At 51.2% G+C, this 17,219-nt stretch carries 26 protein-coding genes and 1 pseudogene; 6 read left to right on the top strand and 21 right to left on the bottom strand.

Annotation, left to right across the window (positions count from 1 at the left end; translation table 11 throughout):
* The first annotated feature begins 281 nt into the window (after window positions 1–281).
* Window positions 282–836: a gamma carbonic anhydrase family protein gene (locus tag LZ634_RS11285; protein WP_234504994.1), complete on the top strand. Its 555-nt coding sequence runs from the start codon at window positions 282–284 to the stop codon at window positions 834–836.
* Here the strand turns inward: LZ634_RS11285 and LZ634_RS11280 are convergent.
* Genes LZ634_RS11280 through dprA form a run of 6 tightly spaced genes read right to left on the bottom strand, consistent with a single transcriptional unit; the run spans window position 812 to window position 4,605 of the window.
* A complete protein-coding gene (locus tag LZ634_RS11280; protein WP_234504993.1) occupies window positions 812–1,069 on the bottom strand; it encodes a DUF1488 domain-containing protein in 258 nt (85 codons plus the stop codon). The two genes, LZ634_RS11285 and LZ634_RS11280, sit on opposite strands and share 25 nt — an antisense overlap.
* Window positions 1,066–1,884, bottom strand: a complete 819-nt coding sequence (aroE, locus tag LZ634_RS11275) for a shikimate dehydrogenase (protein ID WP_234504992.1) — start codon at window positions 1,882–1,884, stop codon at window positions 1,066–1,068. The genes LZ634_RS11280 and aroE overlap by 4 nt, the downstream gene beginning before the upstream one ends.
* A 4-nt stretch (window positions 1,885–1,888) precedes the next feature.
* The gene (gene tsaC, locus LZ634_RS11270; protein WP_234504991.1) at window positions 1,889–2,461 is read right to left on the bottom strand and encodes an L-threonylcarbamoyladenylate synthase type 1 TsaC; all 573 of its coding nucleotides are present in this window, start codon (window positions 2,459–2,461) and stop codon (window positions 1,889–1,891) included.
* On the bottom strand, window positions 2,454–3,008 hold the full coding sequence (locus LZ634_RS11265) for a type I DNA topoisomerase (RefSeq protein ID WP_234504990.1): 555 nt from the start codon (window positions 3,006–3,008) through the stop codon (window positions 2,454–2,456). Before LZ634_RS11265 ends, tsaC begins: the two co-directional genes overlap by 8 nt.
* 27 nt (window positions 3,009–3,035) lie before the next feature.
* The gene (smg, locus tag LZ634_RS11260) at window positions 3,036–3,509 is read right to left on the bottom strand and encodes a DUF494 family protein Smg (protein WP_061285026.1); all 474 of its coding nucleotides are present in this window, start codon (window positions 3,507–3,509) and stop codon (window positions 3,036–3,038) included.
* Window positions 3,481–4,605 carry a DNA-protecting protein DprA gene (gene dprA, locus LZ634_RS11255; protein ID WP_234504989.1) on the bottom strand — a complete coding sequence of 375 codons (1,125 nt, stop codon included), beginning with the start codon at window positions 4,603–4,605 and terminating at the stop codon, window positions 3,481–3,483. Before dprA ends, smg begins: the two co-directional genes overlap by 29 nt.
* Before the next feature lie 129 nt (window positions 4,606–4,734).
* On the opposite strand from dprA, the gene def reads away from it, so the two are divergent.
* The 5 genes from def (at window position 4,735) to mscL (ending at window position 9,508) form a co-directional block, all read left to right on the top strand.
* The gene (gene def, locus LZ634_RS11250; protein ID WP_234504988.1) at window positions 4,735–5,244 is read left to right on the top strand and encodes a peptide deformylase; all 510 of its coding nucleotides are present in this window, start codon (window positions 4,735–4,737) and stop codon (window positions 5,242–5,244) included.
* 14 nt (window positions 5,245–5,258) lie between these two features.
* Complete coding sequence (fmt, locus tag LZ634_RS11245) at window positions 5,259–6,206, top strand: methionyl-tRNA formyltransferase (RefSeq protein ID WP_234504987.1); 948 nt, start codon at window positions 5,259–5,261, stop codon at window positions 6,204–6,206.
* A 53-nt stretch (window positions 6,207–6,259) separates the two neighbouring features.
* On the top strand, window positions 6,260–7,549 hold the full coding sequence (gene rsmB / locus LZ634_RS11240; RefSeq protein WP_234504984.1) for a 16S rRNA (cytosine(967)-C(5))-methyltransferase RsmB: 1,290 nt from the start codon (window positions 6,260–6,262) through the stop codon (window positions 7,547–7,549).
* A 21-nt stretch (window positions 7,550–7,570) separates the two neighbouring features.
* Entirely contained in the window at window positions 7,571–8,947 is a 1,377-nt protein-coding gene (trkA, locus tag LZ634_RS11235) for a Trk system potassium transporter TrkA (protein ID WP_234504983.1), read from the top strand.
* 147 nt (window positions 8,948–9,094) lie between these two features.
* Complete coding sequence (gene mscL / locus LZ634_RS11230) at window positions 9,095–9,508, top strand: large-conductance mechanosensitive channel protein MscL (protein WP_234504980.1); 414 nt, start codon at window positions 9,095–9,097, stop codon at window positions 9,506–9,508.
* Here mscL and LZ634_RS11225 read toward each other — a convergent pair.
* From LZ634_RS11225 to rplF, 15 genes and pseudogenes are all read right to left on the bottom strand, one after another.
* Window positions 9,453–9,724 (bottom strand): annotated as a pseudogene (locus LZ634_RS11225) (alternative ribosome-rescue factor A); the annotation flags it as partial. The gene mscL and the pseudogene LZ634_RS11225 sit on opposite strands and share 56 nt — an antisense overlap.
* A 58-nt stretch (window positions 9,725–9,782) precedes the next feature.
* Window positions 9,783–10,208 carry a Zn(2+)-responsive transcriptional regulator gene (zntR, locus tag LZ634_RS11220; RefSeq protein ID WP_234504977.1) on the bottom strand — a complete coding sequence of 142 codons (426 nt, stop codon included), beginning with the start codon at window positions 10,206–10,208 and terminating at the stop codon, window positions 9,783–9,785.
* A gap of 2 nt (window positions 10,209–10,210) precedes the next feature.
* Window positions 10,211–10,579 (bottom strand): DUF1992 domain-containing protein, encoded by a 369-nt coding sequence (locus LZ634_RS11215; RefSeq protein WP_234504974.1) that lies wholly within the window; start codon window positions 10,577–10,579, stop codon window positions 10,211–10,213.
* A gap of 109 nt (window positions 10,580–10,688) precedes the next feature.
* Window positions 10,689–11,075 carry a 50S ribosomal protein L17 gene (gene rplQ / locus LZ634_RS11210; RefSeq protein ID WP_002919206.1) on the bottom strand — a complete coding sequence of 129 codons (387 nt, stop codon included), beginning with the start codon at window positions 11,073–11,075 and terminating at the stop codon, window positions 10,689–10,691.
* 40 nt (window positions 11,076–11,115) lie between these two features.
* Entirely contained in the window at window positions 11,116–12,105 is a 990-nt protein-coding gene (locus tag LZ634_RS11205; protein WP_002919219.1) for a DNA-directed RNA polymerase subunit alpha, read from the bottom strand.
* 25 nt (window positions 12,106–12,130) lie between these two features.
* Window positions 12,131–12,751 carry a 30S ribosomal protein S4 gene (gene rpsD / locus LZ634_RS11200; protein WP_052284893.1) on the bottom strand — a complete coding sequence of 207 codons (621 nt, stop codon included), beginning with the start codon at window positions 12,749–12,751 and terminating at the stop codon, window positions 12,131–12,133.
* 32 nt (window positions 12,752–12,783) lie between these two features.
* Window positions 12,784–13,173 carry a 30S ribosomal protein S11 gene (gene rpsK / locus LZ634_RS11195; protein WP_062779424.1) on the bottom strand — a complete coding sequence of 130 codons (390 nt, stop codon included), beginning with the start codon at window positions 13,171–13,173 and terminating at the stop codon, window positions 12,784–12,786.
* Between the two features lie 16 nt (window positions 13,174–13,189).
* The gene (gene rpsM, locus LZ634_RS11190; RefSeq protein WP_052284892.1) at window positions 13,190–13,546 is read right to left on the bottom strand and encodes a 30S ribosomal protein S13; all 357 of its coding nucleotides are present in this window, start codon (window positions 13,544–13,546) and stop codon (window positions 13,190–13,192) included.
* Window positions 13,547–13,692: 146 nt separating this feature from the next.
* Complete coding sequence (gene rpmJ, locus LZ634_RS11185) at window positions 13,693–13,809, bottom strand: 50S ribosomal protein L36 (protein WP_000868187.1); 117 nt, start codon at window positions 13,807–13,809, stop codon at window positions 13,693–13,695.
* Window positions 13,810–13,840: 31 nt separating this feature from the next.
* Window positions 13,841–15,172, bottom strand: a complete 1,332-nt coding sequence (secY, locus tag LZ634_RS11180) for a preprotein translocase subunit SecY (RefSeq protein WP_035894987.1) — start codon at window positions 15,170–15,172, stop codon at window positions 13,841–13,843.
* 7 nt (window positions 15,173–15,179) lie between these two features.
* Window positions 15,180–15,614 carry a 50S ribosomal protein L15 gene (rplO, locus tag LZ634_RS11175; RefSeq protein ID WP_052284891.1) on the bottom strand — a complete coding sequence of 145 codons (435 nt, stop codon included), beginning with the start codon at window positions 15,612–15,614 and terminating at the stop codon, window positions 15,180–15,182.
* A 3-nt stretch (window positions 15,615–15,617) separates the two neighbouring features.
* The gene (gene rpmD / locus LZ634_RS11170; RefSeq protein ID WP_003863301.1) at window positions 15,618–15,797 is read right to left on the bottom strand and encodes a 50S ribosomal protein L30; all 180 of its coding nucleotides are present in this window, start codon (window positions 15,795–15,797) and stop codon (window positions 15,618–15,620) included.
* A 3-nt stretch (window positions 15,798–15,800) separates the two neighbouring features.
* Window positions 15,801–16,304, bottom strand: coding sequence for a 30S ribosomal protein S5 (gene rpsE / locus LZ634_RS11165; protein WP_052284890.1), 504 nt, complete (start codon window positions 16,302–16,304; stop codon window positions 15,801–15,803).
* Window positions 16,305–16,318: 14 nt separating this feature from the next.
* Entirely contained in the window at window positions 16,319–16,672 is a 354-nt protein-coding gene (gene rplR / locus LZ634_RS11160) for a 50S ribosomal protein L18 (RefSeq protein WP_052284889.1), read from the bottom strand.
* A gap of 9 nt (window positions 16,673–16,681) precedes the next feature.
* A complete protein-coding gene (gene rplF, locus LZ634_RS11155; protein WP_061285036.1) occupies window positions 16,682–17,215 on the bottom strand; it encodes a 50S ribosomal protein L6 in 534 nt (177 codons plus the stop codon).
* Between the last annotated feature and the right edge of the window lie 4 nt (window positions 17,216–17,219).

Raw genomic sequence — 17,219 nt, 5'->3', positions numbered from 1 at the left:
CTTTCCTCTTTCAGAGTCAACCCTCATTTTCAGGTTTTTCTCTTCAACCGAACCGGCTAGTTAGTGTGAAGTGATTCACGTTTGCCGTCTCAGTGGGTGCGCATTATAGGGAACTTTGTTTTTAGCACAACCCCTTTTCTCACATTTTTTTCTAAGTGTCGTTTTTTCACTCTTTTTGCGCTGTAAGTGTGCGATTTGCTTAATTTTTGAGATGAGAAACCCACAAATTGGGCTGATAATGAGAGGTAACCCCACTGAGATACCGTTTTAAAGAGGTAAACATGTCTGCCGTTTTACGTCGTTATAAAGATTTATTCCCCGTAATAGGCGATCGCGTGATGATCGACGCCTCCAGCGTCATCGTCGGCGACGTCCGCCTGGCTGATGATGTCAGTATCTGGCCATTGGTTGCCGCACGCGGCGACGTCAACTATATCCAGATTGGTGCCCGCAGCAATATTCAGGATGGCAGCGTACTGCACGTTACGCACAAGTCGGCTAAAAATCCGCAAGGGAATCCTCTCATCGTTGGCGAGGACGTTACCGTCGGGCATAAAGTCATGCTCCACGGCTGCACTATCGGGGATAGAGTATTGGTAGGTATGGGGTCTATCTTACTGGATGGTGTCGTTGTGGAAGACGATGTGATGATTGGTGCTGGCAGCCTGGTACCACAGCATAAGCGTCTGGAGAGTGGTTTTCTTTATCTAGGCAGCCCGGTTAAGCAAATCAGACCGTTGAAAGAGGCCGAACTCGAAGGGCTTCGTTATTCGGCCAACAACTACGTGAAGTGGAAAGACGACTATCTGAATCAGGACAACCAAACCCAACCTTGATTGTCCTCTTGCTGATCGCGAATAAGATCGCTGGCTTCTTCTTCCAGATCCCAGCGATTTTCACCAAACAGCGCCAGCCATTGTTTAGGCTCTTCTCCGCCAAAGCGGCGCACTATCTCTTCAGCATTGATCGCACACGTCAGTTGCATACCATTCACCAACACTGGGAAGCAGACCGCATTGATATCCGCACGCCACTCTTCCCTATCCGGGAACTGAATGGCCTGATTCATACGCCAAGCTCGCGTTTGAGTGATTCAATCACCGGCTCAACGTCAGGCAAAATACCGTGCCACAATAAAACGGCGTGTGCCGCCTGGCCCACCAGCATTCCCAAACCATCAGCATAACGTTTTGCACCATGCTGAATACACCATGACAGAAATGCAGTATTTCCTTTCTGATAAAACATGTCATAGCAGCATACGTGCGAGTTGACCAATGAAGATGGTATGAGCGGGATTTCACCAGCAATCCCGCTGGAGGTTGCGTTGATAATGAGATCGAACTCATGACCACCAAGCTCTGACATCGGTTGTGCGCTCACACTCCCCGTGTGACGGAACAGTTCAGCCAGCGTTTGTGCCCGTTCATAAGAACGGTTGGTAATGGTGACGCTACAATCCAAAGACAGCAGCGGCAGCAGAACACCACGCGCCGCGCCACCAGCACCAATTAGCAAAACACGATAGCCCGGTTTAATGAGCTCCAGCCGTTCAAGGTCACTCAACAACCCGATGCCGTCGGTGTTATCACCGAGAATTCGACCATCATCGAGACGTTTAAGCGTATTCACCGCTCCCGCCAACGCCGCGCGCTCGGTCAGCTCATCAGCTCGTGTGTAGGCCTCCTCTTTAAAAGGAACCGTAACGTTAGCTCCTTTGCCCCCCTGCTGGAAAAAGGCATCTAAGGTGGGGATGAAGCTATCAAGCGGTGCCAACATGCGCCCATAGGGGTGAATCAGCTGCAGCTGCTGTGCAAACTGCTGATGAATGAACGGCGACTTGCTATGCGCGATCGGATTGCCAAAAACGACGTAGCTTTCCATAACATTATCCCTGGCGAAAACGTTCACCCGTCAGGGCATCGAGAATTTCTGACGGATTCAACCGCCCGCCCGTTTGCGCATCAACCACCGGGAAATCATCGCCAAACTGCGCAATCACCTCGGCCGTTGTCCGACACGGTGGTTCACCACTCAGGTTAGCGCTGGTTGAAACCAGCGGTTTACCATAGGTCTGGCACAGTTCAATCACCACCGGATGGTCTGTCACTCTGACGGCGAGTGAGTTAAATCGGCCCGTTAGCCAACTCGGTGTGCTTGCCTTCGCCGGGAAGACAAACGTTACCGGTCCTGGCCACCGGGAAAAGACGGCCGCGCGCTGCTCTTCGCTCAACATGCTGTCGTCTATATAGGGCTGAAGCTGTTCGAAGCTGGCGGCAATGAGGATGAGACCTTTATCTACCGGACGCTGTTTTAAGGCCAGCAGGTTCATAACCGCTTCTTCACTGTCGGGATCGCAACCGACGCCAAATACGGCTTCGGTTGGATAGGCGATGACTTCTTTATTATTCAGAGCAACAACCGCACGCCGTACGGTCTCTGATGGCAGGTTTTTATTCACTGATTTGTTTCGCCGGTACCGGCTTTCCACATTGTTTACTGGCACAAAAACGTTTTACGCCCTGCGCCGTTTTCTTTTCGATAAGCAGCGGGTAGTGGCACTCAGGGCACTCCCCCGCTACCGGTGTGAAGTTAATGACGAACTGACATTCCGGATAGCGATCGCAGGAATGAAAGTTTTTACCAAAACGAGAGCGGCGTTGTACCAACAGCCCCTGTTGACACGCGGGGCAAGTGATCGCCGTTTCATCTGGTTTATCGATAACTTCAGTGTGTTCACATTCAGGATACTGACTGCATCCGATGAACATGCCAAAACGTCCCTGACGCAACACCAGCTCGGCGCCACACTCAGGACACGACTGCCCCTCCAGTACTTTAACGATATGTCCATCCGCCTGGTTTTTCAGGGGACGGACATAATCACATTCCGGATAATGAGAGCAGCCAAGAAACGGCCCGTGCTTGCCGGACCGTATGACCAGTTCAGCCCCGCACTGCGGACAGGGCTCGTTTTTAGGCACCGAAAACAGTGCTGATTTGACCATAACAACTCTTGATGACACTAAAAGAATTTAGTGCAGCATACCTTCATTCGTCTCGAAGAGTAATTCTTCCATTTGTTGATACGCGTTTTCGCAGCCGGGAAGATTGAACAGCACCATCAAAATGACCCATTTCAACTCTTCCAGTTCAAACTCTGCGGTATCCAGAGCCATCACGCGCTCAATCACCATTTCCCGCGTTTCGAGGTTCAGCACCTGAATCTGCTCCAGGAATAACAGGAACCCTCGACAGCTAGCATCCAGCCGCTGGCTCTCTTCCTGTGTGAAAATACGCACGGAGAGAGGATCGGATGCAAGCTGCATCGGTTCTACGAGGCCTTCCTGATAGTCGGCGAGCTTTTCCAGCCACATCAGCGCGTTGAAGATATCTTCACGTTCGAACCCCGCATCGGTAAGATCCCGAGTCAGTCTGTCCTGATCTACGCGCATTTCTGTTTCGTTATGGATGTAGGTCTCAAACAAATACATTAGTACGTCGAACATGGCCTGCCCTCCTTAATCGGACATAGCCGCCGGGTACTGCTGCGATCCATCCTGCTAACTCCAGTTCAAGTAGCTGAGCCACGGTAACTGGCACAGGTTGGCCGGCACGTTCAGCGACGACGTCAACAGGTGTTGCCTCATCTCCTACGTTAGCCAGGAGCTCAGGAAATGGCAATGCTACAGATTCCTGATCTGCACAATAATTTGTCATCTCCGTCTTCTCGGACAACTGTCTGTTTAAAGATGGGAATTGCGCCAGAATATCCTCGGGTTCAGTGACCACCGCAGCGCCTTGCTTGATAAGCCAGTGCGGGCCTTCCATTCCCGGATGACCCAACGGTCCCGGTATCGCGAAAACTTCTCGCCCTTGCTCAAGCGCACAGCGAGCGGTGACAAGGGATCCACTGCGCAGCGCGGCCTCCACGACCAGAACACCGTAGCTCAACCCACTGATAATCCGGTTACGGCGAGGGAAATGGTAGGCCACGGGGGTTGCGGCAAGTGAAAACTCGGATACCAAGGCGCCTCCGCTGGCTACGATGCTTTCAGCGAGCTGTCGATGACGATGGGGATAAATGTGATTCAGGCCGCTGCCCAGTACCGCAATCGTTCCACCGCCAACCTGCAGAGCGCCACGATGGGCAACACCATCAATACCCAGCGCCAACCCGCTGGTGATAGTTATCCCTTGCTTAGCCAGCGCCTCGCAGAAGTAACTCCCCCAGCGCTCACCATAGAGTGAATGCTGACGGCTACCTACGACAGCCAGCTGCGGTGAACGAAGCAAATCGACATTGCCACGAATGCACAGCACCGCAGGATAATCACGGATAGCCCGTAACGACTTAGGATAAAGCGGTGAATCAGCCAACAAAAGCGTACTGTCAGGCATCGCCAGCCATCTCTCGGCGGCATCACGTTCTGCAGATGTGAAAGAAAAAAATCGCTCGACTTGTTTAGAACTAAACCCAATTGTAGATAAGGTTTGACGGGTGATGTTTGCCTGCTGACACAGGACGTGCAGCACACGCAGCATTTCATCACCACATAAATTGTTGACCTTCAACAGACGGAAGGCGACCTCTTCAGGTGACATCCTTTTCTCCCTTGCCACATGCGGCATCAGCAATCCTTGCGATTGGTCAGTGATGCTGTCAATTAGAGGGGGTTTTGTCTAGAATAGAGGTAATAATCTTTCCTACTCCTGAACAGAACTCGGATATTTATGGCAGTTTTGCAAGTGTTACATATCCCGGACGAGCGTCTTCGCAAAGTCGCTGAGCCGGTAAAAGAAGTGAATGAAGAAATCCAGCGTATTGTCGACGATATGTTCGAGACAATGTACGCCGAAGAAGGTATTGGCCTCGCGGCAACGCAGGTCGATATCCATAAACGAATTATCGTTATTGATGTCTCTGAGAATCGCGATCATCAGCTGGTGTTGATAAACCCAGAATTGCTGGAAAAAGACGGTGATACCGGTATTGAAGAAGGCTGTCTGTCTATTCCTGAGCAGCGGGCACTGGTTCCTCGTGCCGAGCGCGTGAAGATCCGCGCACTTGATCGTAACGGTAAAGCATTCGAACTTGAAGCTGACGATCTGCTGGCTATCTGTATCCAACATGAAATGGATCACTTAGTCGGTAAACTGTTTATCGATTATCTTTCTCCGCTAAAACAGCAGCGTATTCGTCAGAAAGTTGAAAAACTGGATCGCCTGAACGCGCGTGCCTAAGGATAAGGATTAACGTGTCAGATTCACTACGTATTATTTTTGCGGGTACTCCTGACTTTGCAGCGCGTCATCTTGATGCGCTGCTGTCGTCTGAACACCAGGTCGTTGGCGTATTTACCCAACCTGACCGCCCGGCTGGCCGTGGTAAGAAGCTGATGCCAAGCCCGGTCAAAGTGCTGGCGGAAGAGAAGGGTATCCCGGTCTTCCAGCCAGCTTCGCTGCGACCGGAAGAGAACCAAAAGCTGGTATCCTCGCTCAACGCCGACGTAATGGTCGTGGTGGCCTATGGCCTGATCTTGCCAAAAACGGTGTTGGCGATGCCACGCCTTGGCTGTATCAACGTTCATGGTTCCCTGTTGCCTCGCTGGCGTGGCGCTGCACCAATTCAGCGTTCACTGTGGGCCGGTGATAGCGAAACGGGCGTCACTATCATGCAGATGGATGTCGGTCTGGATGCCGGTGATATGCTGCACAAACTCTCCTGTCCGATAACCGCAGAAGACACCAGCGCGAGTCTGTACGACAAGCTGGCGGCTCTCGGCCCACAGGGGCTGCTGCATACGCTACATCTGCTGGCAACCGGTAACACCAAACCTGAAGTTCAGGACGAGTCGCTGGTGAGCTACGCGGAAAAACTCAGTAAAGAAGAAGCACGAGTAGACTGGACGCTCAGCGCCGCTCAACTCGAGCGCTGCATTCGAGCCTTTAATCCATGGCCGATGAGCTACATCGTGATTGACGATCAGCCGGTTAAAATCTGGCAGGCGACGGTTATTGATAAAGCCGCAAACGCTGAACCGGGCACAATTCTGGAAGCGACCCGCCAGGGTATTCAGGTCGCCACCGGCGACGGTATTCTGAACCTTATCTCGCTGCAGCCCGCAGGTAAAAAAGCCATGAGCGCACAGGATCTCCTGAATTCGCGCCGGGAATGGTTTGTACCCGGAAATCGTCTCCTCTGACGGTTCATCTCTTTTAAAGCCCGGAGTATCCGGGCATTTTTATTTCTACGGTTATGAAAAAACATCTGAATTTACGCAGTATGGCGGCTCAGGCCGTTGAGCAGGTCGTCGAGAAGGGACAGTCGTTAAGCAACGTCTTGCCCGCGATGCAGCAAAAAGTTGGCGATAAAGATAAAGCGCTGTTGCAGGAGCTCTGCTTTGGCGTGCTGCGGTCGCTCTCTCAGCTGGAATGGATGATTAAACAGCTGATGGAACGCCCGATGACGGGAAAACAGCGTACCGTCCATTACCTGATCATGGTTGGCCTGTACCAATTACTGCATACGCGTATTCCACCGCACGCGGCGCTGGCCGAGACGGTTGAAGGTGCAGTTGTTATCAAACGTCCACAGCTGAAAGGTCTGATTAACGGCGTACTGCGCCAGTTTCAACGCCGCCAGGAAGAGCTGCTGACAGAGTTCGCACAAAGCGAGCTGCGCTTCCTGCACCCATCCTGGTTGGTAAAACGCATTAAGGATGCTTACCCGCAGCAGTGGGAAAGCATTCTTGAAGCCAATAATCAACGCCCACCGATGTGGCTGCGCGTCAACCGTAATCATCACACTCGTGATAGCTGGCTGGCATTATTAGCTGAGACCGGTCTTACCGGCTTCCCGCATCCTGACTATCCTGATGCCGTACGTCTGGAAACACCTACGTCAGTGCTTGCATTACCCGGTTTTGAACAAGGTTGGGTAACAGTGCAGGATGCTTCTGCACAGGGTTGCATGAGCTACCTGCAGCCGCAAAATGGCGAACAGATTCTTGATTTATGCTGTGCCCCTGGCGGTAAAACTACGCATATTCTTGAAGTTGCTCCGGCTGCCGAGGTGATGGCCGTTGACGTTGATGAAAAACGTTTATCTCGCGTCTACGATAACCTCAAGCGTCTGGGCATGAAGGCCACCGTCAAACAGGGTGATGGCCGCTTCCCTCACCAATGGTGCGGTGAGCAGCAGTTCGATCGTATTTTACTGGACGCACCCTGCTCGGCTACCGGCGTGATTCGCCGTCATCCGGATATTAAATGGCTACGTCGCGACCGTGATATTCCCGAGCTGGCTCAGCTACAGTCCGAGATTCTCAACGCCACCTGGCCACATCTTAAACCTGGCGGCACGTTGGTTTATGCGACCTGCTCTATTCTGCCAGAAGAGAATCAGCAGCAGATCGTGGCATTCCTGGAGCGGACCCCAGATGCAAAATTGAGCGAGACAGGCACTCCAGAGCAACCTGGCCGCCAGAATTTACCCGGTGCAGAAGAAGGCGATGGTTTCTTCTACGCTAAGCTAATCAAGAAGTAATGAGATAACGGGTCGCAACTGATGAAAATTATCATTCTGGGTGCCGGACAAGTTGGCGGTACGCTGGCGGAAAACCTGGTCGGGGAAAATAACGACATCACTATTGTCGATACCAACGGCGAGCGCCTGCGTAGCCTACAGGACAAATTTGACCTGCGCGTTGTACAAGGCCATGCCTCCCATCCTCGCGTATTACGCGAGGCCGGTGCCGATGATGCTGATATGCTGGTCGCTGTCACCAGTTCGGATGAGACCAACATGGTGGCCTGTCAGGTCGCCTACTCATTATTTAACACACCGAATCGTATCGCCCGCATCCGTTCACCGGACTACGTTCGCGATGCCGAGAAACTATTCCACAGCGATGCGGTGCCTATCGATCACTTGATTGCCCCTGAGCAGCTCGTTATCGACAATATCTACCGCTTAATCGAATACCCTGGCGCACTGCAGGTGGTTAACTTCGCCGAAGGTAAAGTGAGTCTGGCGGTGGTGAAAGCCTATTACGGTGGACCATTAGTCGGTAACGCACTCTCGACTATGCGCGAGCATATGCCACACATTGATACCCGCGTCGCAGCAATTTTCCGTCATGACAGACCGATTCGTCCGCAAGGCTCAACCATAGTGGAAGCGGGCGACGAAGTCTTCTTTATCGCCGCATCGCAGCATATCCGGGCGGTGATGAGCGAACTGCAACGGCTGGAGAAGCCTTACAAGCGCATCATGCTGGTAGGTGGTGGCAACATCGGTGCAGGCCTGGCGCGTCGCCTGGAAAAGGATTACAGCGTCAAGCTTATCGAACGCGATCAACAGCGCGCGGCTGAGCTGGCGGAAAAATTACAGAACACCATCGTCTTCTTTGGCGATGCATCGGATCAAGAGTTGCTGATGGAAGAGCATATTGATCAAGTGGATCTGTTTATTGCCGTCACCAACGATGACGAAGCGAATATCATGTCTGCGATGCTGGCCAAACGGATGGGCGCTAAAAAAGTGATGGTGCTGATCCAACGTAAGGCATATGTCGATCTAGTTCAGGGCAGCGTCATTGATATTGCGATCTCGCCTCAACAGGCAACGATCTCGGCCTTGTTAAGCCACGTGCGTAAAGCGGATATCGTCGGTGTGTCCTCACTGCGTCGCGGGGTAGCCGAGGCTATTGAAGCCGTCGCGCATGGTGATGAAAGTACCTCACGCGTGGTTGGGCGAGTGATTGACGAAATTAAGCTACCGCCAGGTACAATTATCGGCGCGGTCGTTCGCGGCAACGACGTGATGATCGCCAATGACAATCTTCGTATTGAGCAAGGCGACCACGTCATTATGTTCCTCACCGATAAAAAGTATATTTCGGATGTCGAACGTCTTTTCCAGCCAAGCCCTTTCTTCCTTTAATTCTCCAAAGGCACTCAGCGAGTGCCTTTTTTATTAACCCACTATTATATAAGGGTTAATTAATTCGCGCATATTTATTATCGCCAATGGAAAATAGATAAACATTTGTTAAACTTATAAACGTCAGCTAGCACAAGGGAGAATAAAATGAGCATTATTAAAGAGTTTCGCGAGTTCGCGATGCGCGGGAATGTTGTTGATTTGGCGGTGGGTGTCATTATTGGTGCTGCATTTGGGAAGATCGTATCGTCTTTAGTTGCAGATATCATCATGCCACCGCTGGGACTTTTAATTGGTGGGGTCGACTTTAAACAATTTGCCGTGACGTTACGTGCCGCACAGGGTGATATCCCTGCTGTCGTCATGCACTACGGGATTTTCATTCAGAATATTTTTGACTTCGTCATTGTCGCCTTCGCTATCTTTATGGCGATTAAGCTGGTGAATCAGTTAAATCGTAAGAAAGAAGAGCCGGCACCCGCTGCCGCAGCGCCTTCGAAGGAAGAAGTCCTACTATCCGAAATTCGCGATCTGCTGAAAGAACAGAATAACCGTTCTTAATCAGGCTACAGAAAGCAGAAAGCCAGTGGTAAATAAGCGCATCGCTTGTTTGCCACTGGCCTCCCGACCATATTGTTTACCGTGTTTTTCCTTACGCAGATAACTCCCTTTACCCTTCTTATTTTTCTCAACGCGCTGCCGAAACAGTGGATCGTGCAATAAGGCCTCAAGGGCGTTATCGTTGATCTGCCCCTTAGTATGTTGATAGCGGCTCATAACTACTCCTGATTGTGTAAAAATCACGCAACGAGTTTAGATCTAATTATCGAAGGACTCAACACCCATTTCCACTCACCTCCGCACCCTGCTCAAGGATACCGAGAATTGAGCAAAATTCACTGCTATGCGACGTCCCGCAACATGCATCGTTGAGCTTGCTCAACGCCTGCTGCATCGCCTGCAATTCTGCAATACGCGACTCGACCTCACTTAGCCGTGCCTGCACAATACCTTTCGATTCCTGACAGGTATGATGTTCAGGATCCACCCGGATCGACAGCAGCTCACGGATCGACTCAAGCGTAAATCCCAACTGCCGCGCATGACGAATAAACTTCAGACGCTGAAGGTCGTCTGCAGTATAGAGACGAAAACCACCTTCGGTACGCACATCATGGCTCATCATCTGCTGTTTTTCATAATAGCGCACGGTATCGGGAGTCACTCCCGCCAGTTTTGATAGTTCGCCTATTCGAAACATAACTATTCCTCGTTAATTTTATGCAGAAGTTTATCCGCATAATCACCGCGCAGAAAATCGGTACTTAATCCAGCCTGCTGCAATTTCAACTCCATCAACGCCAACCGACGGCTTAACTCCTGATACCGGTCATCATCCTTACGGATGCCCTTAAGTAGATCGGCCACTACTATCGCTTCTTTGCGTTGTTCAATCTCAGGTGGCAGACAGCCGGCATTTTTCAGTAACCGGTAGCCAGAACGCAGCGCCTCCGGCACGCAGGAATCATCATCAAGAATAAGAGGTTCACCCTGACCGGGAAGGTTATCGAACTCGCCTTTTCGCTGGGCATCGTTAATATGACGTTCAGCCCACTGGTCAAGTAACAACATGACGCGACTCCTGGGAACGGACGTTAGAAGATATGGGTATTGTAGAAGGGTGATGGAATAGGGGATATAAAAAAACCCGCCGAAGCGGGTTTTTTTACTTTACTACAGATTACTCTGCAGCTGCTTCTGCTTTCGGCTCAGCACGATCAACCAGCTCGATGTATGCCATCGGCGCGTTGTCGCCTGCACGGAAGCCACACTTCAGAATGCGAGTGTAACCACCGGCGCGGCTCGCGAAACGCGGGCCCAGCTCGTTAAACAGTTTTGCCACGATCTCGTTATCACGAGTACGGGCGAATGCCAGACGACGATTAGCTACGCTATCAGTCTTGGCAAGAGTAATCAGCGGCTCAACTACGCGACGCAGTTCTTTCGCTTTCGGCAGGGTCGTCTTGATGATTTCATGACGAACCAGCGAACCAGCCATGTTACGGAACATAGCCTGGCGATGGCTGCTGTTGCGGTTCAGTTGACGACCACTCTTACGATGGCGCATGACCTTATCCTTCTCAGTAAAACCTTAACCTGTGATCCGGTTACTCGTCAGCAATGCTTGCCGGTGGCCAGTTTTCCAGGCGCATGCCCAGAGACAGTCCACGGGAGGCCAGCACGTCTTTAATCTCAGTAAGAGATTTTTTACCCAGGTTCGGCGTTTTCAGCAACTCAACCTCGGTACGCTGTACCAGATCACCGATATAGTGGATAGCTTCTGCCTTGAGGCAGTTAGCAGAGCGGACAGTCAATTCCAGATCGTCAACAGGGCGCAGCAGGATCGGATCGAACTCTGGTTTCTCTTCTTTCACTTCCGGCTGACGTACATCACGTAAGTCAACGAAAGCTTCCAGTTGTTCAGCCAGAATGGTTGCCGCACGACGAATCGCCTCTTCAGGATCGATTGTGCCGTTGGTTTCCATTTCGATGACCAGCTTGTCCAGGTCGGTACGCTGTTCTACACGCGCTGCTTCAACATTGTAGGCAATACGCTCTACAGGGCTATAGCAGGCGTCGACCAACAGACGGCCGATCGGGCGCTCATCTTCTTCCGAATGAATTCGGGCAGAAGCCGGCACATAACCACGACCGCGCTGAACTTTGATACGCATGCTAATAGCTGCGTTCTCATCGGTCAGGTGGCAGATCACGTGCTGCGGCTTGACGATTTCGACATCCCCATCATGGGTGATATCGGCTGCAGTCACAGGGCCAATGCCAGATTTATTCAAGGTAAGAATAACTTCATCTTTACCCTGAACTCTCACCGCCAGCCCTTTCAGGTTGAGCAGGATTTCAAGGATATCTTCCTGAACGCCTTCTTTGGTGCTGTACTCATGAAGTACACCATCAATCTCAACCTCGGTCACCGCACAACCCGGCATCGATGAGAGCAGAATACGGCGCAGTGCGTTACCCAGAGTATGGCCAAAGCCACGCTCTAAAGGCTCAAGGGTCACCTTGGCGTGCGTCGAACTCACTTGCTCGATATCTACCAGGCGCGGTTTTAGAAACTCTGTCACAGAACCCTGCATTGTGTCCTCTCTTTGGTACTAAGCTTTACTTGGAGTAAAGCTCGACGATCAGGTGTTCGTTAATGTCCGCAGACAGATCAGAACGCTCAGGCTGACGCTTGAACGTGCCTTCCATCTTGCCAGCATCAACTTCCAGCCAGGTTGGCTTTTCACGCTGTTCAGCCAGCTCCAGAGCGGCTTTAACGCGAGATTGCTTTTTCGCTTTCTCACGAATGCTAACAACGTCATTCGCTTTAACCTGATAAGAAGCGATGTTAACAACACGACCGTTTACCATGATTGCTTTGTGGCTAACCAACTGGCGTGACTCGGCACGAGTGGCGCCGAAGCCCATACGGTATACTACGTTGTCCAGACGACCTTCCAGCAGAGTCAACAGGTTTTCACCGGTGTTGCCTTTCAGACGTGCTGCTTCTTGATAATAGTTACGGAACTGACGCTCCAGCACGCCGTAAGTACGACGAACTTTTTGCTTTTCACGCAACTGCACACCATAGTCAGACAGACGCGGTTTACGCGCACCGTGCTGGCCAGGAGCTTGTTCAATTTTACACTTGGTATCGATCGCGCGAACGCCAGACTTAAGGAATAAGTCGGTGCCCTCACGACGGCTCAGCTTGAGCTTAGGACCCAAATATCTTGCCATTTTCTTTCTCCAACAATCCTAGAAACGAGGCGTTATACGCGACGTTTTTTCGGCGGACGACAACCGTTATGAGGGATCGGAGTCACATCAGTAATATTAGTGATGCGGAAACCAGCGGCGTTCAGAGCACGAATAGTAGATTCGCGGCCTGGACCCGGACCTTTAACCATAACTTCCAGATTCTTGATGCCGTATTCTTTTACGGAATCAGCACAACGCTCTGCTGCAACCTGAGCTGCGAACGGAGTAGATTTGCGCGAACCACGGAAACCGGAACCACCGGCTGTTGCCCAACCCAGCGCATTACCCTGACGATCGGTAATAGTTACGATGGTGTTGTTAAAAGAAGCATGGATATGAGCCACGCCATCAGAGACTTGTTTTCTTACACGCTTACGTGCACGAACTGGTGCCTTTGCCATTATTCAATCACCCCGATTATTTCTTGATCGGTTTGCGCGGACCCTTACGGGTACGTGCGTTGGTCTTGGTACGCTGGCCGCGAACCGGGAGACCACGACGATGACGCAAACCGCGATAGCAACCAAGATCCATAAGACGCTTGATGCTCATGCTAACTTCACGGCGCAGATCACCTTCAACGACAAATTTGGCAACTTCGTCACGCAGCGTGTCGATTTGTCCTTCAGACAGCTCACTGATCTTAACATTTTCAGCGATACCCGCTGCAGCCAGAATGGCCTTAGAACGGGTCTTACCGACGCCGTAGATCGAGGTTAACGCGATCACAGCATGTTTCTGATCAGGAATGTTAATGCCTGCTATACGGGCCACTATGCACTCCTACTATTTAATATGTACGCACCATGCTGAAAAGCCCGTTTTCAGGATACTCAAATGGAAACGCACAGACATACAAAAGATTGGCTGGCTAATCTAGCCAGCTCAACCCAACTTTGCAAGAAAAATATGCGATTAAATCAGCCTTGGCGCTGTTTATGCTTTGGCTCGGCACTGCAAATCACACGGATGACACCATCACGCTTAACGATTTTGCAGTTACGGCATAATTTCTTGACGGAAGCACGAACTTTCATTTTTACTCTCCGTAACTTCTCGAGCGACCTTTTAGCGGCTATAGCCTTTGAGGTTCGCCTTCTTCAATGCAGACTCGTACTGACTTGACATCATCAGAGTTTGCACTTGAGCCATAAAGTCCATAATCACGACAACAACGATGAGCAGTGAGGTCCCACCAAAGTAGAACGGCACTTTCATTGCATCACGCATGAACTCCGGGATCAGGCAGATAAAGGTAATGTACAGCGCACCAACCAAAGTCAGGCGGGTCATTACTTTATCGATATACTTCGCCGTTTGCTCTCCCGGACGAATTCCTGGTACAAATGCACCGGACTTCTTCAGGTTATCTGCTGTTTCACGCGGGTTGAAAACCAACGCCGTGTAGAAGAAACAGAAGAAGATGATTGCAGACGCATAGAGTAACACATAAAGCGGTTGCCCAGGCTGCAAATACAGCGAAATTGTTGTCAGCCAGTTCCAACCGGTACCGCCCCCGAACCATGACGCGATGGTTGCCGGGAACAGAATAATACTGGAAGCGAAGATTGCTGGGATAACCCCTGCCATATTCACTTTCAGCGGTAAATGTGTGCTCTGTGCAGCATAGACACGACGACCTTGCTGACGTTTAGCGTAGTTTACCACAATGCGGCGTTGACCACGTTCAACGAATACAACAAAGAACGTCACTGCAAACACTAATACTGCAACCAACAGCAACAGGAGGAAGTGCAGGTCGCCTTGACGCGCTTGCTCGATAGTATGGGCAATGGCTGGCGGGAGTCCCGCAACGATACCAGCGAAGATAATGATTGAGATACCGTTGCCGATACCACGCTCAGTAATCTGTTCGCCGAGCCACATCAGGAACATAGTCCCTGTAACCAGACTCACAACAGCGGTGAAATAGAATGCAAAGCCTGGATTGATTACCAGGCCTTGCATACCAGGCATATTCGGTAAACCGGTAGCAATACCGATCGACTGGAATATTGCCAGCACCAGAGTGCCGTAACGGGTGTACTGGCTGATCTTACGACGACCAGACTCCCCTTCTTTCTTGATTTCAGCCAGCGTTGGATGAACCACCGTCAGCAGCTGGATAATGATCGACGCCGAAATATACGGCATGATCCCCAGAGCAAAGATAGAAGCACGGCTGAGAGCACCACCAGAGAACATGTTAAACATTTCAATGATGGTGCCTCGCTGTTGCTCAAGCAGTTTGGCAAGTACAGCGGCATCAATACCAGGGATCGGAATAAAAGAGCCAATACGGAACACAATAAGCGCACCGATTACAAACAGCAGTCTGCGTTTCAGCTCGCCTAAGCCACCTTTGGCACTTTGAAAATCTAATCCCGGTTGTTTAGCCATCTGCTACTTATTCCTCGATTTTACCGCCAGCAGCTTCGATAGCAGCACGAGCGCCTTTCGACACGCGCAGGCCACGAACAGTTACCGGAGTAGAAACTTCGCCAGCCAGGATCACTTTCGCGAACTCGATCTGGACACCGATAATGTTAGCTGCTTTCAGCGTGCTCAGGTCAACAATACCGCCTTCCACTTTCGCCAGGTCAGACAGACGGATTTCCGCTGTGATCGCTGCTTTGCGAGAAGTGAAGCCGAATTTCGGCAGACGACGGTACAGAGGCATCTGGCCGCCCTCGAAACCACGACGTACGCCACCGCCAGAACGAGACTTCTGACCTTTGTGACCACGACCGCCGGTTTTACCGAGGCCAGAACCGATACCACGACCCAGGCGGCGACCCGCCTTTTTAGAGCCTTCGGCCGGAGACAGAGTATTTAAACGCATCTCTTACTCCTCAACTTTAACCATGAAGTAAACCGCGTTGACCATACCACGAACAGCAGGAGTATCCTCGCGTTCTACGGTGTGACCAATACGACGCAGACCCAGGCCAAGCAGCGTTGCCTTGTGTTTCGGCAGACGACCGATTGCACTGCGGGTTTGAGTAATTTTAATAGTCTTTGCCATGGTTTATTTCCCCAGAATTTCTTCAACGGATTTACCACGCTTGGCAGCGACCATTTCTGGAGATTTCATATTTTCCAGGCCATCGATAGTTGCACGAACCACGTTAATCGGGTTAGTGGAACCATACGCTTTAGCCAGAACGTTACGAACCCCAGCGACTTCCAGAACGGCGCGCATTGCACCACCGGCGATGATACCGGTACCTTCGGAAGCCGGCTGCATGAATACACGAGAACCTGTGTGAGTACCCTTAACTGGGTGCTGCAGGGTGCCGGTATTCAGCGCGACGTTAATCATATTGCGACGAGCTTTTTCCATCGCTTTCTGGATTGCTGCTGGAACTTCACGCGCTTTACCGTAACCAAAACCAACGCGACCGTTACCATCGCCTACTACAGTCAGAGCTGTGAAGGAGAAAATACGACCACCTTTAACGGTTTTAGATACGCGGTTTACCGCGATCAGCTTTTCCTGCAGTTCGCCAGCTTGTTTTTCGATGTGAGACATCTTACACCTCTACCTTAGAACTGAAGGCCAGCTTCACGGGCAGCATCTGCCAGTGCCTGGACGCGACCATGATATTGGAACCCGGAACGGTCAAAGGACACAACTTTAATGCCTTTTTCCAGAGCGCGTTCAGCGACAGCTTTACCCACAGCTGCTGCAGCGTCTTTATTACCGGTGTACTTCAGTTGTTCAGTGATAGCTTTTTCTACAGTAGAAGCAGCTACCAGAACTTCGGAACCGTTTGGTGCAATTACCTGTGCGTAAATATGACGCGGGGTACGATGTACCACCAGGCGAGTTGCACCCAGCTCCTGGAGCTTGCGGCGTGCGCGGGTCGCACGACGGATACGAGCAGATTTCTTATCCATAGTGTTACCTTACTTCTTCTTAGCCTCTTTGGTACGCACGACTTCGTCGGCGTAACGAACACCCTTGCCTTTATAAGGCTCAGGACGACGGTAGGCACGCAGGTCTGCTGCAACCTGACCGATCACCTGCTTATCAGCGCCTTTCAGCACGATTTCAGTTTGAGTCGGACATTCAGCAGTAATACCTGCAGGCAGCTGGTGGTCAACCGGGTGTGAGAAGCCTAAAGCAAGGCTTACTACATTCCCTTTAACCGCTGCACGATAACCTACACCAACCAGCTGTAGCTTCTTAGTGAAGCCTTCGGTAACACCGATAACCATTGAGTTCAGCAGGGCACGCGCGGTACCAGCCTGAGCCCAACCGTCTACGTAACCATCACGTGGACCGAAGGTCAGTGCATTATCTGCATGATTAACTTCAACAGCATCGTTGAGAGTACGAGTCAGCTCGCCGTTTTTACCTTTGATCGTAATAACCTGACCGTTGATTTTTACATCAACGCCGGCAGGAACAACGACCGGTGCTTTAGCAACACGAGACATTTTT

Source organism: Kluyvera intermedia, assembly GCF_021440345.1.
Classification (GTDB): Bacteria; Pseudomonadota; Gammaproteobacteria; order Enterobacterales; family Enterobacteriaceae; genus Kluyvera; species Kluyvera intermedia_A.
Note: the sequence above shows the minus strand (reverse complement) of the source record. Positions and strands in the feature narration are given on the sequence as shown.

Bases quoted from the DNA above. Each gene is read 5' to 3' on its own strand.
- def (WP_234504988.1), top strand. From the start codon at position 4,735: ATGGCAGTTTTGCAAGTGTTACATATCCCGGACGAGCGTCTTCGCAAA.
- rpsE (WP_052284890.1), bottom strand. From the start codon at position 16,304: ATGTCTCACATCGAAAAACAAGCTGGCGAACTGCAGGAAAAGCTGATC.
- dprA (WP_234504989.1), bottom strand. From the start codon at position 4,605: ATGTCACCTGAAGAGGTCGCCTTCCGTCTGTTGAAGGTCAACAATTTA.
- secY (WP_035894987.1), bottom strand. From the start codon at position 15,172: ATGGCTAAACAACCGGGATTAGATTTTCAAAGTGCCAAAGGTGGCTTA.
- LZ634_RS11285 (WP_234504994.1), top strand. From the start codon at position 282: ATGTCTGCCGTTTTACGTCGTTATAAAGATTTATTCCCCGTAATAGGC.
- smg (WP_061285026.1), bottom strand. From the start codon at position 3,509: ATGTTCGACGTACTAATGTATTTGTTTGAGACCTACATCCATAACGAA.
- rpmJ (WP_000868187.1), bottom strand. From the start codon at position 13,809: ATGAAAGTTCGTGCTTCCGTCAAGAAATTATGCCGTAACTGCAAAATC.
- rpsK (WP_062779424.1), bottom strand. From the start codon at position 13,173: ATGGCAAAGGCACCAGTTCGTGCACGTAAGCGTGTAAGAAAACAAGTC.
- LZ634_RS11280 (WP_234504993.1), bottom strand. From the start codon at position 1,069: ATGAATCAGGCCATTCAGTTCCCGGATAGGGAAGAGTGGCGTGCGGAT.
- aroE (WP_234504992.1), bottom strand. From the start codon at position 1,884: ATGGAAAGCTACGTCGTTTTTGGCAATCCGATCGCGCATAGCAAGTCG.
- rpmD (WP_003863301.1), bottom strand. From the start codon at position 15,797: ATGGCAAAGACTATTAAAATTACTCAAACCCGCAGTGCAATCGGTCGT.
- rplO (WP_052284891.1), bottom strand. From the start codon at position 15,614: ATGCGTTTAAATACTCTGTCTCCGGCCGAAGGCTCTAAAAAGGCGGGT.
- rpsD (WP_052284893.1), bottom strand. From the start codon at position 12,751: ATGGCAAGATATTTGGGTCCTAAGCTCAAGCTGAGCCGTCGTGAGGGC.
- rplQ (WP_002919206.1), bottom strand. From the start codon at position 11,075: ATGCGCCATCGTAAGAGTGGTCGTCAACTGAACCGCAACAGCAGCCAT.
- LZ634_RS11265 (WP_234504990.1), bottom strand. From the start codon at position 3,008: ATGGTCAAATCAGCACTGTTTTCGGTGCCTAAAAACGAGCCCTGTCCG.
- rplR (WP_052284889.1), bottom strand. From the start codon at position 16,672: ATGGATAAGAAATCTGCTCGTATCCGTCGTGCGACCCGCGCACGCCGC.
- LZ634_RS11205 (WP_002919219.1), bottom strand. From the start codon at position 12,105: ATGCAGGGTTCTGTGACAGAGTTTCTAAAACCGCGCCTGGTAGATATC.
- LZ634_RS11215 (WP_234504974.1), bottom strand. From the start codon at position 10,579: ATGTTGTTACTTGACCAGTGGGCTGAACGTCATATTAACGATGCCCAG.
- mscL (WP_234504980.1), top strand. From the start codon at position 9,095: ATGAGCATTATTAAAGAGTTTCGCGAGTTCGCGATGCGCGGGAATGTT.
- rplF (WP_061285036.1), bottom strand. From the start codon at position 17,215: ATGTCTCGTGTTGCTAAAGCACCGGTCGTTGTTCCTGCCGGCGTTGAT.
- trkA (WP_234504983.1), top strand. From the start codon at position 7,571: ATGAAAATTATCATTCTGGGTGCCGGACAAGTTGGCGGTACGCTGGCG.
- rsmB (WP_234504984.1), top strand. From the start codon at position 6,260: ATGAAAAAACATCTGAATTTACGCAGTATGGCGGCTCAGGCCGTTGAG.
- zntR (WP_234504977.1), bottom strand. From the start codon at position 10,208: ATGTTTCGAATAGGCGAACTATCAAAACTGGCGGGAGTGACTCCCGAT.